This is a genomic window from Tissierella praeacuta DSM 18095 (assembly GCF_900128955.1).
In the GTDB taxonomy this organism is placed as follows: domain Bacteria; phylum Bacillota; class Clostridia; order Tissierellales; family Tissierellaceae; genus Tissierella; species Tissierella praeacuta.
This window is the reverse complement of the sequence record NZ_FQTY01000004.1, coordinates 171545-186873: the sequence shown is the minus strand read 5'-3', so window position 1 is coordinate 186873 and position 15329 is coordinate 171545. Positions and strand designations below refer to the sequence as shown.

Here is a 15329-nt window from a genome sequence, read left to right as displayed (position 1 = left end):
AAGGGGAATTTTATGGCAAATAATGAAAGATGGTATAAGACTGTATATAGCTATGTTCTAATAAGTATTGGTGTATTCTTGATGTCTATAGCCTTGGATTATTTTTTAGCACCAAATACCATAGCTCCTGGTGGAGTTACAGGATTTGCTGTAGTTATAGAAAAAATAGTCAAAGTTCCTATATATATTACAAACTTAGCAATAAATATTCCGTTATTTATTTTTGGTGCAAAAATTTTAGGAAGAGGAACAGCTATAAAGACTTTATATGCAACTATATTATTATCTTTCTTTTTAAAAGTTTTACCACCAATAGTTTTAACACATGATTTATTATTATCTGCCATATTTGGAGGGGTATTATGTGGTATAGGGTTAGGATTGGTCTTTAAATTCGGTGGAACTACTGGAGGAACTGACTTAGCAGGTGCTATACTGAATAATAAAATACCAAGTCTAAGTGTAACTACATTTATGACAATGATTGATTTATTTGTAGTTGTCTTTGCAGGCGTAGTAGGAAGAAACATTGAGATTTCTCTATACTCAATTATTGCTATGTTTGTTATAATGAAGGTAATAGATATGATTTTAGAAGGAATAGGATATCAAAAGGGATTTTTTATTATTTCTGATAATCCCGATAAAATAAGTGAAAAACTTATGATGGAAATAGGTAGAGGGGTGACTTTATTAAAAGGTAAAGGTATGTATTCAAAGGAAGATAAAGATGTTCTTTTATGTGTAGTATCTAGGTCACAATTTGCTAATGTAAAAGATATAGTAAAGGAAACTGACCCCTATGCTTTTGTTATGGTATCTGAAATGTATGAAGTATTAGGTGAGGGATTTACCTATGATAAAAAACATTAGGAGGGATATAATGGATTTAAAAGAAATAGCTCGAAATATTAGAGTAGATATAATCAATATGTTAGAAAAATCTCAATCAGGACACCCTGGGGGCTCTTTATCAGCAGTGGAAATATTAACAACTCTATATTTTAAAGAGATGAAAGTAGATATTAAAAACCCTAGATGGGAAGGCAGGGATAGATTTGTATTATCAAAAGGGCATGCTTCTCCAGTTTTATATTCTACTTTAGCTGAAAAAGGATTTTTTTCTAAAGAAGAATTGAATAATTTTAGAAAGTTAGGCTCAATATTACAAGGACATCCAGATATGAAGGATATTCCTGGTGTTGATATGACAACAGGTTCTTTAGGACAAGGATTGGCAGCTGCAAATGGCATGGCATTAGCAGGCAAATTAGATAATAAAGATTATAGGGTATATGCATTAATAGGAGATGGAGAGTCTCAAGAAGGATTAATTTGGGAAGCAGCCATGTTAGCTGCACATTATAAATTAGATAATCTAACTGTATTTTTAGACTATAATGGACTTCAAATCGATGGACCAAATAATGAAATAATGAATATCGATCCAATTGATGATAAATTTAGAGCATTTGGTTGGCATGTATTAACTATTAATGGACATTCCTTTGATGAAATATTAAATGCAATAGATGAAGCAAAAAATATTAAAAACAAACCTACTATGATAATTGCTCATACTCACAAGGGTAAAGGTATATCATTTATGGAAGATAAGGTAGGTTGGCATGGGAAGGCTCCGTCAGCTGAAGAAGCTTCTAAGGCTTTAGAAGAATTGGGAGGTGGATTAAATGGCTAATATGATTGCAACAAGGGATGCTTATGGAGAGGCATTAAAAGAATTAGGCGGGAATAATGAAAATATAGTGGTATTAGATGCAGACCTTTCAGGTTCTACTAAGACATCTGTTTTTGCTAAAGCTTATCCAGAAAGATTTTTTAATGTAGGTATAGCAGAACAAAATTTAGTAGGTACAGCAGCAGGATTAGCTACTGCAGGCAAGATTCCTTTTGCAAGTAGTTTTGCAATGTTTGCTACAGGTCGTGCTTTTGAAATTATAAGAAACTCAGTATGCTATCCAAAATTAAATGTAAAAATTGCAGCAACTCATGCAGGTTTAACTGTAGGAGAAGATGGAGCAACTCACCAAGCATTAGAGGATATTAGTCTAATGAGATCTTTACCTAACATGGTAGTATTAAGTCCTGCAGATGCTATAGAAACAAAGCAATGTATATTTAAAGCCGCAGAACATAATGGACCAGTATATATAAGACTTGGAAGGGCAAAAGTTCCTGTAATATTTGATGAAGATTATAAATTTGAAATAGGTAAAGCTGTGGAGTTAAAAGAAGGAAAAGATATAACTCTTATAGCCACAGGAGTTATGGTTGCAAAGGCATTATCTGCATCAGAAAAATTGGCCGAAGAAGGTATATCAGCAAGGGTTATAAATATGGCTAGTATTAAACCTATAGATGAAGATATTATAATAAAAGCAGCTAAAGAAACAAAAGGAATAGTTACTGTTGAGGAACATAGTATAATAGGAGGGTTAGGTAGTGCAGTAGCAGAGGTAGTATCTGAAAAGCAACCAACTCGTGTTATTAGGATTGGGACTATGGATACCTTTGGAGAATCAGGAGATGGATTTGAATTACTGGATAAATATGGACTTAATATAGATAATATTGTAAATAAAGCAAAAGAATTATTATAGTATGTAAACCTCTGATTATGTATAAATCAGAGGTTTTTTATAAGAAATAAGGATTTTTCGTCAATTAGTTTCAAAAAAGCCTTTTTTATAAAATATACATAATATAGTCCCGTAAAGAATATTAATTATATAAGATTAATATTGGGGGGATAAGATTGAAAAGAAATCAAATTATTGCCTTGGCAATTATTTTAGTTATGGGAATTCTATTTATACCTAGATTATTAAAAGGTAGTGACAGTCAAGTTAAATTTAAAGTGGTACAAGAAGATGAAATACCAGAAAAGATTTCTGAAATGCTGCCTAAATATTTAACAGAAGAAAGAGCTTTAACATGTAAATACGAAGATGATATTTATGTTGTAGTTACAAGAGGGGAAAAAAATTCAAAGGGATATTTAGTAGAAATAGTCCAAATTGCAAAAGAAAAATATAATAAAGATGTATATGATTTAATAGTCTATGCAAAATTTACAGATCCAGATCCCAATGAAATAGTTGAACAAGAATATGACTATCCATATATTGTAGTAAAGACTAATTTAAAAAGTATGCCAGAGGAAGTACATTTAGATATTGAGTATAATGAATAAAATTAAATACTTATAATAAATATCTATGAATAGAGAACTAATCCTTATTGTCAGACTGTTGATAAAGTAAAATTTATCAGCAGTTTTTTTGTTTTTAAAAAGGGTTTTGACCTGTAAATGTCGAATATATAAATTAGTAGGTTAAAGAGGTTTTACTGCTTTAATCTATTGTGCTGGAAAATATTACATAAAGGGTTTTAATGATTTATGTCGAAATAATGTAATAGGTAACAAAAAGGTTACAAAAGAAAATGTAAATTGAAGGGAGAAATTATATGAAGAAAATCACAAAAACAGCAATAGGAACTGTTGCATTAACTCTTTGTATTAGTACCACTAGTTTTGCAGCAAATCATATAGTAAAAAAAGGAGATACGTTTTGGAAAATTTCTCAAAAATATGGAGTTTCAATAGAAAGTATATTAAAAGAAAATAAAGCTAATAAAAAAACAATAATTTATCCTGGACAAGTTATAAAGATTCCAGGAAGGCAAATAAAAAAGAATTCTGTAAATAGAGGAACTGTAGATACAAGAACAATAAATAATATTATTGAAGTACAAAAAGAGGAAATAATACAAGAAACATCAGTTAAGGAAACTACATATGGAGAGTATCTTAATTGGTTTAATGAAGTGGATAAAATAGTTCCAAGGGGAGCAGAGTTTAAAGTAATAGATTTTTACACTGGTAAATCTTATATGGTTCAAAGATCAGTGGGTTCAAATCATGCAGACTGTGAGACATTAACTAAAGAAGATACTGATATTATGAAATCTATATGGGGAGATTTTAGTTGGACAAGAAGACCTGCTATTGTAGAATATAATGGGAGAAAGATAGCAGCCAGTGTAACTTTTATGCCCCATGCAGGATTAGATAGCGTAGCAGGAGGAGTAGTGACGAATAATAGGTCAGGTGGATATGGTAGAGGGATTAACTTTGATTATATAAAGGGTAATGGAATAGACGGACATTTTGATATACATTTTGCAGGCAGTACAAGACATATGGATGGAAAACAAGATAATGAACATCAAAAAATGATAAAAATAGCAGCAGGAATAAAATAAATGCAATGGGGTTTCCCCATTGCATTTATTTTATAAATAATAGGGAAACCCTATTTTAATATATCACTAATGCTTAGACATAAGTTTTTTATAATTTAATCTTTTTGTAAACAAATATAAAATTTAGAATACATTGAACTATGAAATAGTGTATAATTAAAGGAGTTATTTATGGAGGTGATTCCAATGTTAGAAAAATATAAAGTTTTAGTTGAAAAACTAAGAAATCAATGTGATCCAAATATATTTCCCCATGCTACTACTAAAGATTGGGTGATAGATAGAGAGCTAATAGGGCAGGATAGAGCTATGGAAGCTTTAAAGTATGGGCTTTCTATGAGGAGAAAAGGATACAATATATATGTATCAGGTTTTGCAGGTACAGGAAGAAGCTCTTATTCATATTTAGTTGCAGAGGAATTTGCTAAGAAAAGATCCACACCATATGATTGGTGTTATGTATATAATTTTAAAAGACCAAATTGTCCAAAGGCAATAAATTTAGAGGCTGGCAAAGGCATGAGTTTTAAGAAGGAAATAGAAACTGCTATAAAAAATATAGATATTGAAATACCTAAGGCATTAAGTTCAAAGAGCTATGAAGACAATAAAAACTCCATATTTAATGAAAATAAAAAAATGGCTGAAAATATATTAATAGAATTAAATAATTTTGCTAAAGAATATAATTTTGTATTTAAGCAAACAGAAAGGGGCATATTGAGTATTCCCTTAGTTGATAATAGACCTATGACAGATGAAGAACTTGATAGACTGTCAGATGAAGATATGGATAGACTTGGGGATATATCAATAGAATTAACTCAGAAATCTTATGATTACATTAAGCGAATAAAGAATATAGAAATTAAATTAAAAAATGAAATAAAGAAGCTAAAGGAAGAACAAGTTGCATTAGTGGCAACTACATTTATAGGACCAATTCAAGTAAAATATAGAAAAAATGAGGGAATAACCAATTTTCTTTTAGATATGAAAGAAGATATTGTCAAAAACTATGAAATGTTTTTAGATGATGAAGAAGAAAACTATATGGAAAAAATATTTCTTCAAGGAAATAAGAAAGAAGAATTTTTAAAAAGATATTTTGTCAATCTTTTTATAGATAATAGTTATAAAGAAGGAGCACCAGTAATAAAAGAGATGAATCCAAATTATTATAACTTATTTGGTAAAATAGAATATGCTAATGAAATGGGTGTGGCAAAAACTGATCATACTAGGATTAAACCAGGATCTATGCATGAGGCTAATGGAGGATATATATTAATTCAGGCAAAAGATGTTCTGCAAGACAAATTTTCTTGGGATGGACTAAAAAGGGCAATAGCTACTGAAGAGTTAAAAATTGAAAATATTTATAGTTCTAATTTAACATCTGAAACCTTAAATCCTGAAGCAATACCATTAGATATTAAAATAATAATCATAGGAGATTATATGACATATCATCTTTTATATACTTATGATGAAGAGTTTAAAAAACTTTTTAGAATAAGAGCTGATTTTGATACTGAAATGGAGAGAAACAAGGAAAATATATTAAAAATTGGTTCATTTGTAGCTTATCAATGTAAAAAGGAAAATCTATTACCATTTAATAGAGATGCCTTAGGGGCAATAATAGATTTAAGCAGCAGAATAGCAGATGAAAAGGATAAACTTACTGCAAGTTTCAATAACTTAGTAGAAGTAATATATGAAGCTGATGGATGGGCATTTAGTAAAGGGAAGAATATAGTTACGAAGGAAGATGTGGAAATAACCATATCTAAGAGACAATATAGAAATAATTCATATGAGGAAAGACTTTTAGAATTGATAGACAATGGAACTATTTTAATAGATACTGAGGGAGAAAAGATTGGAGAAATAAATGGACTTTCTGTCATTGATTTGGGGCAATATTCCTTTGGAAGACCTACTAAGATAACTGCAAATACTTATTTTGGTAAAGATGGAATAATAAATATTGAGAAGGAAACAGACCAAAGTGGAAATATTCATGATAAAGGAGTTTTAATCATGAGTGGGTATTTAGGGGAAAAATATGCTCAAAATATTCAACTATCTATGACAGCTAGTATTACTTTCGAGCAATCCTATGATGGTATAGATGGTGATAGTGCTTCTAGTACAGAGCTATATGCCATATTGTCAAGTTTAGGAGATATACCAATAAAACAAGGAATTGCAGTTACAGGCTCTGTAAATCAAAAAGGAATAATTCAACCTATAGGTGGAGTAAATGAGAAAATAGAGGGTTTTTATAATGTATGTAAGCTCAAAGGATTAAGAGGTGGAGAGGGAGTTATAATTCCAAGTAAAAACATAGACAATTTAATGTTAAATGAAGAAGTAATAGACGCAGTAAGGAAAGGGATATTTACGATTTATGCTATAAATACAATAGATGAAGGAATGGAAATATTAACGGGGATAAAAGCAGGAGAATTAAATGAGAATGGGGAATATGAGGAAAACACCATTAATTATTATGTTCAAGAAAAATTAATATATTATGCTATGTTAGATAAAGAGTTTGAAGAGTAATATGCGACAGGGGACGGTTCTCCTGTCGCATTACTTGTTTTATAAATTATAAAATTATTCTGTTGCATAATTATCAAAATATCCTTGAATATATACTATAGGAGTACCCTTATCTCCGCTACCACTGGTTAAATCACAAAGGCTGCCTAATAAATCTGTTAATCTTCTAGGGGTTGTCCCTAAAGATTCTTCTTTTTTAGATAAACTGCTATCTTTATTATTTATTTTTTGTTTAACAGCTTCCATAACTTCATCACCGTGTAAATCATCTAATTCTGTATCTACAATATATTTCAGCTTCAATTCATTTGGAGTGCCTTCTAATCCTTTAGTGTATCCTGGAGAAACTACAGGGTCTGCAAGTTCCCAAATTTTTCCCACTGGATCTTTAAAAGCGCCATCTCCATAAATCATAACTTCAATATTTTTTCCGGTTTTTTCTCTTACTTTTTCTTGTACAGATTCAACAAAACTTTGACAATCTCTAGGAAATAACTTTAACTCATTTTCAGAAGCAAGATTTGAGCCAAGTACGCCATATTCTGGATTATAGCCAGAACTATCTATAGATGAGTTTAAAATATCATCTAAACCATAAACAATGTTAGCACCGGATTCTTTAAGAATTCTTTTGGTTCTGTGTCTATCATGGATATTTGCCACCAATATATCTTTAGTATAATCTAATATTGTTCTTGGATTATTAGAGAAAATTATTTCAATATTATCTTTACCTATTTCTTTATACATACTTACATAATCTACACCTGTAAAGGGATGTACAACTTTTTCACCAAAAAGCTTTCTATAATCGGATTCTGTTAATATATCTGTATATGGATTAATTTTCAATTCATCCATTTTATCTATATCCATTAAATGATTTCCTACTTCATCAGAAGGATAAGAAAGTAGCAATACTACCTTTCTTCCACTTGATATTATTCCTTTTAATATAATTGAAAATCTATTTCTACTTAAAATAGGGAAGACTAATCCTACAGTTGAAGGGAATTTAACCTTGATATCCTTAGCTATGGCATCTGAAGTAGCATAATTTCCTTGAGCCCTAGCTAATAGTGATTCTGTAATACCTAAAACATCCCTATCTCTAATAGAGAAGTCTTCAGAGCTAGCTGCTAGGAGTAAAGAATCAACTACAATATTAGCTAAATCATCACCTTCTTTAACAATGGGAGTTCTAATCCCCCTTGCTGTAGTGCCTATTCTTCTTACCATTATAATTCCTCCTAAATAACAAATTAAATACCTCATATATTATACCACTAATAATGGAAATTAAAAGCTTAGTATAAAGTTTATTTTTCTAAGCAATTTATTGTCTCCTTTTCTGTTATTATAAAGTCAACAGGGATATCAAAGGAGTCTTTGGGAACTTCCTCTACGATTTGCAAGTCAAATGCTAATCCTATTGTATTTACTTTTTCTTTAAACTTAGACAAGAATCTATCGTAGTAACCTCCACCGTATCCGACCCTATAGCCATCCCTAGCGAAAACAACACCAGGAACTAAAACTAAATCTATAGTATTAAAATCAATAAATCTTAAAAAATCCTTTTTAGGAGTAAGGATATTGTAATATCCTATTTCAAGCTCAGAAAAATCTAAAATCTTAGAAACCTTTAATTCTTTAGTTTCTGGTATAGTAATAGGAACAACGACTGATTTACCATTTTTTATAGAGTTTTTAATTATTTCATGTGTAATTATTTCATCTCCAAAGCTAATAAAAGACATAATAGTTTTAGCATTTTTATAATAATCCATTTTATATAGTTTATTTTCGATAATATTACTATAGTTTACAATATTTTCTGTAGATAATTCAGCTCTTTTTTGCAAAATTTTCTTTCTTAAAATTTTTTTATCCAAAATAATCACCTCTTATGGTTTATTTATCTTACATTTTATATTATAATATACAATTAAGGGAAAGTAAAAAGGGGTTTGGAAATTAATGGGACTTTACTCAAGTTTTAATATATTATATTATAGAAAAACGGGGTGGTAAGATTGATAAAACTTGTGAATGTAAGCAAAGAATACGATAATAATGTTAAAGCACTTTCAAATATAGATTTAGAAATACATAAGGGTGAGTTTGTTTTTTTGGTAGGATCATCAGGTGCTGGGAAATCTACACTGATTAAACTCTTATTGAAGGAAGAGGAGCCTACAGATGGTAAAATAATGTTGAAGGATATGGATATAACAAAGGTTAGAAATAGAAGAGTACCATATATTAGAAGAAATATAGGTGTGGTTTTTCAAGATTTTAGATTATTGCCTAATAAGACAGTATATGAGAATGTAGCTTTTGCCATGGAGATAATAGGGGCTCACCCTAAGGAAATAAGAAGAAGTGTACCAATGGTATTAAGTATGGTAGATTTAAGTAGGAAAGCTTCTAGTTTTCCAGACCAATTATCTGGTGGTGAGCGTCAAAGGGTATCTATTGCCAGAGCCATTGTTAATAGTCCGCCAGTTTTAATCGCAGACGAACCTACTGGAAATTTAGATCCAGAAACTGCATGGGAAATAATGAAGGTTTTATCTGAAATTAATGGCAGAGGCACTACTATACTTATGGCAACTCATGCAAAGGATATAGTAAATAAGATGAAGAAAAGAGTAATAGAAATCCATGATGGCAAGTTAATTAGGGACGAACAGAAGGGTGGATACGGTGATGCGATTTCGGGTGTTTAAGAATATAGTAAAGCAGGGATTTCAGGGTATGTGGAGAAATCGAGGTATGGGATTAGCTTCTGTTGGTTCTATATCAGCTGTACTTATTATATTAGGTATAGTTTTAATTTTGATTTTAAGTATAAATAATTTAGTCCTAGAGGTAAAAACTAAGTTTGATGAGATACAAGTGTTTTTAGAATTAGATTTAGAAGATAAAGATATAGGGATTATAGAGGAAGCTATAAAATCAAAGGAAGGCGTATTATCAGTAGTATTTCGTTCTAAAGAACAAGGGCTAGAAATTATGAAAGAAGAATGGGAGGGAGATTCTTATTTATTGGATGGGTTGGAAGAAAACCCGCTTCAGAACTCTTATATAATTCAATTACAGGATATAAAGTATGCAGATTCAGTAGTTAAAGAGCTTAAAACTATAAAAGGCATAGAGGATGTAAAATATTATAAGGATATAATAGACAAGCTTATGATAATTGCTAATTATATTAGAGTTGGTGGTATTGTTGTAATAGGAGTTTTGGTATTAGTTTCTGTATTTATTATTTCCAATACTGTAAAAATTACAGTAGCCTCAAGAAGGCGAGAGATAAATATAATGAAATATGTAGGTGCAACCAATGGATATATAAGAGGGCCTTTCATTATAGAAGGGGTTTTATTTGGTCTTATAGGTGCAGCATTATCTATAGTAGTTATAAACTATGGTTATGAATATTTCTTTAAATCAGTAAGTGATAAGCTTTATGTGCTTTTAACAGTATATTTAGTATCACCGGCTTTATTGGTGAAGGACATAACAATAATGTTTACTGCAATAGGTGTTGGTATAGGAGCATTAGGCAGTATATTATCTTTAAAACGTTTTCTTAATGTATAGGGGGGACAATATGAAAAAGAAAAAAATTATATATCTAGTATTGGCTTTAATATTTACATTTAATTTTATCCAAGTATATGCTGCGGATACAGTGGAAGATTTAAAGAAAAAACAAACAACAATTGATAAGAAAATAAGAGATACTAAAAAGGAAATAAAGGCAATTGAAAAAAGGACAAAAGATGTATCAAAGGAAATTGAAACTTTGGATGCAAAGATGTCAAGTGCCAGTAATGATTTAAATAAAGTGGAGAAAGAATTACAAGATTTAACTTTAAGTATTGAAAAAACCACTGCAGAATTAAAAGAAGCCGAGGAAAACATAAGTGATAAAAAGGAAGTATTTGGAAAGAGATTGAGAGTAATGTATAAAAATGGCAATGTAGGGTACTTAGAGGTTCTTTTATCTTCTGCAGATATTAAAGACTTTTTATCTAGGCAAGATATGGTAAAGGCAATAGCAAAACATGATACAGAGTTAATAGAGTATATGAAGGAACAAAGAGATATAATTGATACAAAGAAAACCCAACTACAAACACAAAAAAAATCTATGGAAATATCAAGGAATAAATTAGAAGCAAGGAGAAGAGATTTAGCAAAAGCTACTAGAGAAAAAGAAGACTTAATGGGAAGACTTGCAAAGGATAAACAAGCATACGAAAAGGAATATGATAAATTAAATAATTTTGCTAAGGAAATAGAGTCACAAATAGTTAAATTACAGCGAGTTACTGGACCTTATTCGGGAGGTACTATGTCATGGCCTGTACCTGGTTACTCAAGAATTAGTTCGCCATTTGGATATAGAGTTCATCCTGTTTTTAAGACTAAGAAATTGCATACAGGAATAGATATACCAGCACCTACTGGGACAAGCATTAAGGCTGCTTCAGCGGGGACTGTAATATATTCGGGAACATTAGGTGGTTATGGTAAGGCAGTAATGATTGACCATGGTGGAGGAATAGTTACACTTTATGGGCATAATTCATCCTTAGTTGTATCAGTAGGTCAAGAGGTAAAACGTGGAGATACAATTGCAAAAGCTGGTAGTACTGGAATATCTACTGGTCCTCATTGTCACTTTGAAGTAAGAAAAAATGGGGCTTATGTAGACCCAATACCATGGTTAAGGGGAAAATAGGCTATATTTGAGAATAGAGAAAGAGAGATAAAGAATAACTTTATCTCTCTTTCTGATTATAGCAGTATAATATGTGCTATATAGATTTGTTTTTTACTCTGTAGTCTGTTGGAGTACAGTTGTAAGTTTCTTTGAATATTTTATTGAAATAAGAAGTATCCACATAACCTAAGTCCAGAGCGATATCTTTAATATATAAATCAGTATTTATTAATAAATATGCTGCCTTTTTTAACTTTGCATTTTGAACATGTTGCTGGAATGTCATATTTGTTTCTTTTTTAATTAAATTAGATATATAATTTGGATGGTAATTAAAATGTTTGGATAAGCTATGCAAAGTTACATCATTATAGTTAATGGATATATACTTAATCATTGAATTCACTATGGAGGCATTTATAAATGTTGATAGAGAAGTGAGGACTTCACTATCTTCAGATTTATATAGATATTCAAAAAGAAATAGTAAAGCTGCCTCCAATAAATCCGTGTTTTTGTTTTTAACTAAAGACAGCATAATATATAATAGCTGTCTTACTGTAAAATTATTGCATTTAAACAAAGTATGAGCTTTGTTGTTTTCCCTTCCCATTAGGCAAAAATTGATGAAATTATAAAAAATTTCATATTCTGAGAGTTTTTTCATAAAACTAGGATGAAAAAATGTTCTTTTAAAATAGAAATTAAAAAATACAGTATCCTCTGTATTTGGACTGATTTTTAGTCTAGAGTGTGCATTCACAAAAAGAAAATGATCCTTAGACAATATTGCTGACAAATCATTAACATGAACATTTAGGCTGCCATTTGTTACATAAATAACTTTAGTGTAAGGAAAGTTATCTCCTAGGTCAAGTGAAATGTTTGTTAATATAAAAGCACAATATGTTTCAGAACTATTTTTGAAATTATCAAAAAGTTCATCTAAATATGCTTTTTCAGATATTGAAAAGTTATTATACAAAATATTACAACCATTGCTACATTTAATATTATTTTCCATAATTCATACCACCTTAAAATAAACTGTACATGAGATTAATCTAACCCATAATGAAATTAATTAAATATGATATCATTTTAGATGAATTTATTATTCAGTAATTCATTTATAAACCAGTGTAAAAGTATAATAACAAAACAATTATATTAATTATTATACTTTTATGCAATTATTATGTCAAATGTATCAAGATTAAATTTAAGGGTTAGGAGGAAGGTTATATGAACAGAGAACAGAGGATTATGGCAGCATTACGTAATCAAGAAGTAGACAGAGTACCTGTTAGTGCATGGATGCATTTTTCAGAAGTAGATCAAGACCCAATATCATTAGCTCAAACACAAGTTGCCTTTAATGAGGAGTATGACTTTGATTTTATAAAGCTAATGCCTTTTGGAACATATTCAATTCAAGATTGGGGTGCACAATTAAAGATATATTGTCATAAATATCATGAACCTATTATAATAGCACCTGGAATAAAGGAAGTAAGTGATTATTCAAAATTAGAAGTATTACCTGCTTATTACGGTACTTGGGGAAAACAGCTACAATTATCTCAACAAATATCTAAAATTATTCCAAAACACACACCTTATGTACAAACAATATTTAGCCCAATTTCTACATTGAAAAAATTAGCAGGAGATAGACTATTTAAAGATATTAAGGAAAATCCAGCAGAAGTACACAAAGCATTAGAGGTTATAACTGCAACAACAATTAATTTTGTTAAAGAGAATATAAATGCTGGAGTAAGTGGATTCTTTTTAGCTACTCAAAATGCTAATTACGATTTAATGAATGATGAAGAATTTAAAGAATTTGGAATGAAATATGACTTAGAATTAATAAAGTCTTATGCAGATCAGACATATTTTAATATTATACATATCCATGGTGATAATATAATGTTCGATACAATAGCTGAAAATTATCCAGTAAATTGCATTAACTGGCATGACAGACATACATTCCCAAGCCTATCAGAAGCAAGAAAGAAAACAGACAAATGTTTCTTAGGTGGAATACAAGAAGTTCCATACTTTGTTGATGGAGTATTAAATTATGATAGTATAATGGCAAGAAGCACTAAAGAACAAATATTAGAGCATGCTAAAGAAGCTATTGAAGAAATAGATGGAAAAGGATTTATTTTAGGACCTGGTTGTGTCGTTGACCCTAAAACAGCAAAGGAAAATTTAAAAGCACTTAGAGAATCTGTAGAGGTACTTAGAAAATCTGTTAACCTAGATTAAGGAGGATAAAAATGGCTGAGAAAACTGTTAATGTGAAAAAAAAGAGGGAATTTCCACATACGCTTATAATAATTAGTTGTATAATTGTTTTGGCAGCATTGTTAACTTATATAGTTCCAGCAGGACAATATGACCGTGTTGAAGATCCAGCTTCAGGAAGAGTATTAGTTGATCCAAGTTCATACCATGGGACTGAAAAGAACCCAGCTTCTATAATGGATATATTTACAGCTGTACCTAAAGGATTTTTAGCAACAAGTTGGATATGTTTTTTAATCCTAATAGTAGGAGGTACTTTTTCAGTAGTTACTAGTACTGGTGCTATTCAAGCATTTTTAAACAAGGCTATTTCCAAGGCTAAAGGAAAGGATATTTATTTTATACCTGTATTAGTATTTATTTTCTCGTTAATACCAACATTTATTGGAACACTAGAAGCTTATTTAGCTTTCGTTCCATTAGGAGTTCTATTAGCACGTTCAATGGGATTAGATGCATTAGTTGGAATTAGTATAGTAGTTGCAGGTGGAGGAGCTGGATTAGCATCCGGTATATTTAATCCATTTACAATAGGTACAGCTCAAGGATTAGTTGGTTTACCTTTATTCTCCGCTGCATGGTATAGAGTCATTGCATTTATTGGATTCAACTGTTCAGTTTCTTTTTGGACAGTAAAATATGCTAAGAGTATTAGAAAAGATCCTAAAAATAGTATTATATATGATGTAGAGCAAGCAGCTAAGAAAGATGCAGAAGAGCAAGTAATGCCTGAGTTAGATGCTAAAAACATAGGAATTTTGTTAGCAGTATTTGCAGGTATGGCATTTGTTGTATATACAGCATTAACTGGAGGAGATTTTAAAACAGAAGTACCAGCTATATTCTTAATGATGATGTTAGTAGTTGGTGTTATTGCTAGATATTCACCAAATAAATTGATGGAATTATTCGTTAAAGGTGCATCAGGAATGGTTGGAGGAATAATGGTAGTTGGATTTGCAAAGGCGATCGCTATTATTATGGAAGGCGCAGGAATGATTGATACAATTGTATATGCATTATCAGGAATGTTAACAGGAACATCAAAGGTATTTGGTGCAGTTACAATGTTCTTTATTCAATATATTACAAATTTCTTCATAATTTCAGGAGCTGGACAAGCGGCAGTTACTATACCAATATTATCACCTATTGGAGATATAATTGGAATAACTCAACAAACTGTTTGTGCTGCTTTCCAATATGGTGATGGTATTACTAATCTTTTATTACCTATGTCACCATTAACATCAGGAGCAATAGCTATAGCAGGTATTAGTTATCCAAAATATTTTAAATACATTTGGAAGATAATTCTTACAAATACAATTATTGGAGCTATATGTGTAGCAATTGCAGCAGCAATAAATTTAGGGCCATTTTAAACAATTTAAGAAACAAAAGATAA

Annotated in this window: 14 protein-coding genes; 11 read left to right on the top strand and 3 right to left on the bottom strand. The window is 30.4% G+C overall.

Translation table 11 applies throughout. The features are described 5' to 3' along the window. Nucleotides 1–12: 12 nt before the first annotated feature. From BUB33_RS06830 to BUB33_RS06805, 6 genes are all read left to right on the top strand, one after another. Entirely contained in the window at nucleotides 13–873 is an 861-nt protein-coding gene (locus BUB33_RS06830; protein ID WP_072974679.1) for a YitT family protein, read from the top strand. 10 nt (nucleotides 874–883) lie between these two features. Then, entirely contained in the window at nucleotides 884–1699 is an 816-nt protein-coding gene (locus tag BUB33_RS06825) for a transketolase (protein WP_072974677.1), read from the top strand. Continuing rightward, entirely contained in the window at nucleotides 1692–2621 is a 930-nt protein-coding gene (locus BUB33_RS06820; RefSeq protein ID WP_072974674.1) for a transketolase family protein, read from the top strand. The genes BUB33_RS06825 and BUB33_RS06820 overlap by 8 nt, the downstream gene beginning before the upstream one ends. A gap of 155 nt (nucleotides 2622–2776) precedes the next feature. Continuing rightward, nucleotides 2777–3214 (top strand): protease complex subunit PrcB family protein, encoded by a 438-nt coding sequence (locus BUB33_RS06815; RefSeq protein WP_072974672.1) that lies wholly within the window; start codon nucleotides 2777–2779, stop codon nucleotides 3212–3214. Between the two features lie 275 nt (nucleotides 3215–3489). Continuing rightward, nucleotides 3490–4287 (top strand): muramidase family protein, encoded by a 798-nt coding sequence (locus BUB33_RS06810; protein ID WP_072974670.1) that lies wholly within the window; start codon nucleotides 3490–3492, stop codon nucleotides 4285–4287. Between the two features lie 186 nt (nucleotides 4288–4473). Further along, entirely contained in the window at nucleotides 4474–6861 is a 2388-nt protein-coding gene (locus tag BUB33_RS06805) for a Lon protease family protein (protein ID WP_072974667.1), read from the top strand. A 54-nt stretch (nucleotides 6862–6915) separates the two neighbouring features. Here the strand turns inward: BUB33_RS06805 and BUB33_RS06800 are convergent, their stop codons facing one another. Continuing rightward, nucleotides 6916–8100 carry a coenzyme F420-0:L-glutamate ligase gene (locus BUB33_RS06800; protein ID WP_072974664.1) on the bottom strand — a complete coding sequence of 395 codons (1185 nt, stop codon included), beginning with the start codon at nucleotides 8098–8100 and terminating at the stop codon, nucleotides 6916–6918. Nucleotides 8101–8180: 80 nt separating this feature from the next. Beyond that, the gene (locus BUB33_RS06795; protein ID WP_072974662.1) at nucleotides 8181–8756 is read right to left on the bottom strand and encodes a 5-formyltetrahydrofolate cyclo-ligase; all 576 of its coding nucleotides are present in this window, start codon (nucleotides 8754–8756) and stop codon (nucleotides 8181–8183) included. 141 nt (nucleotides 8757–8897) lie between these two features. On the opposite strand from BUB33_RS06795, the gene ftsE reads away from it, so the two are divergent. The 3 genes from ftsE to BUB33_RS06780 are packed head-to-tail and all read left to right on the top strand — an operon-like array spanning nucleotide 8898 to nucleotide 11617. Then, nucleotides 8898–9593, top strand: a complete 696-nt coding sequence (ftsE, locus tag BUB33_RS06790) for a cell division ATP-binding protein FtsE (RefSeq protein ID WP_072974659.1) — start codon at nucleotides 8898–8900, stop codon at nucleotides 9591–9593. Nucleotides 9594–9621: 28 nt separating this feature from the next. Beyond that, nucleotides 9622–10470, top strand: a complete 849-nt coding sequence (ftsX, locus tag BUB33_RS06785; protein ID WP_234950003.1) for a permease-like cell division protein FtsX — start codon at nucleotides 9622–9624, stop codon at nucleotides 10468–10470. Between the two features lie 10 nt (nucleotides 10471–10480). Then, nucleotides 10481–11617 carry a murein hydrolase activator EnvC family protein gene (locus BUB33_RS06780; protein ID WP_072974655.1) on the top strand — a complete coding sequence of 379 codons (1137 nt, stop codon included), beginning with the start codon at nucleotides 10481–10483 and terminating at the stop codon, nucleotides 11615–11617. Nucleotides 11618–11693: 76 nt separating this feature from the next. Here BUB33_RS06780 and BUB33_RS06775 read toward each other — a convergent pair whose 3' ends face one another. After that, complete coding sequence (locus BUB33_RS06775) at nucleotides 11694–12623, bottom strand: helix-turn-helix transcriptional regulator (RefSeq protein ID WP_072974652.1); 930 nt, start codon at nucleotides 12621–12623, stop codon at nucleotides 11694–11696. Nucleotides 12624–12844: 221 nt separating this feature from the next. On the opposite strand from BUB33_RS06775, the gene BUB33_RS06770 reads away from it, so the two are divergent. Then, a complete protein-coding gene (locus tag BUB33_RS06770; protein ID WP_072974649.1) occupies nucleotides 12845–13882 on the top strand; it encodes a uroporphyrinogen decarboxylase family protein in 1038 nt (345 codons plus the stop codon). Between the two features lie 11 nt (nucleotides 13883–13893). Next, entirely contained in the window at nucleotides 13894–15306 is a 1413-nt protein-coding gene (locus BUB33_RS06765; RefSeq protein ID WP_072974646.1) for a YfcC family protein, read from the top strand. The last annotated feature ends 23 nt before the right edge of the window (nucleotides 15307–15329 follow it).

Bases quoted from the DNA above. Each gene is read 5' to 3' on its own strand.
- BUB33_RS06810 (WP_072974670.1), top strand. From the start codon at position 3,490: ATGAAGAAAATCACAAAAACAGCAATAGGAACTGTTGCATTAACTCTT.
- BUB33_RS06805 (WP_072974667.1), top strand. From the start codon at position 4,474: ATGTTAGAAAAATATAAAGTTTTAGTTGAAAAACTAAGAAATCAATGT.
- BUB33_RS06800 (WP_072974664.1), bottom strand. From the start codon at position 8,100: ATGGTAAGAAGAATAGGCACTACAGCAAGGGGGATTAGAACTCCCATT.
- BUB33_RS06820 (WP_072974674.1), top strand. From the start codon at position 1,692: ATGGCTAATATGATTGCAACAAGGGATGCTTATGGAGAGGCATTAAAA.
- BUB33_RS06770 (WP_072974649.1), top strand. From the start codon at position 12,845: ATGAACAGAGAACAGAGGATTATGGCAGCATTACGTAATCAAGAAGTA.
- BUB33_RS06825 (WP_072974677.1), top strand. From the start codon at position 884: ATGGATTTAAAAGAAATAGCTCGAAATATTAGAGTAGATATAATCAAT.
- BUB33_RS06830 (WP_072974679.1), top strand. From the start codon at position 13: ATGGCAAATAATGAAAGATGGTATAAGACTGTATATAGCTATGTTCTA.
- BUB33_RS06765 (WP_072974646.1), top strand. From the start codon at position 13,894: ATGGCTGAGAAAACTGTTAATGTGAAAAAAAAGAGGGAATTTCCACAT.
- ftsX (WP_234950003.1), top strand. From the start codon at position 9,622: ATGTGGAGAAATCGAGGTATGGGATTAGCTTCTGTTGGTTCTATATCA.
- BUB33_RS06775 (WP_072974652.1), bottom strand. From the start codon at position 12,623: ATGGAAAATAATATTAAATGTAGCAATGGTTGTAATATTTTGTATAAT.
- BUB33_RS06780 (WP_072974655.1), top strand. From the start codon at position 10,481: ATGAAAAAGAAAAAAATTATATATCTAGTATTGGCTTTAATATTTACA.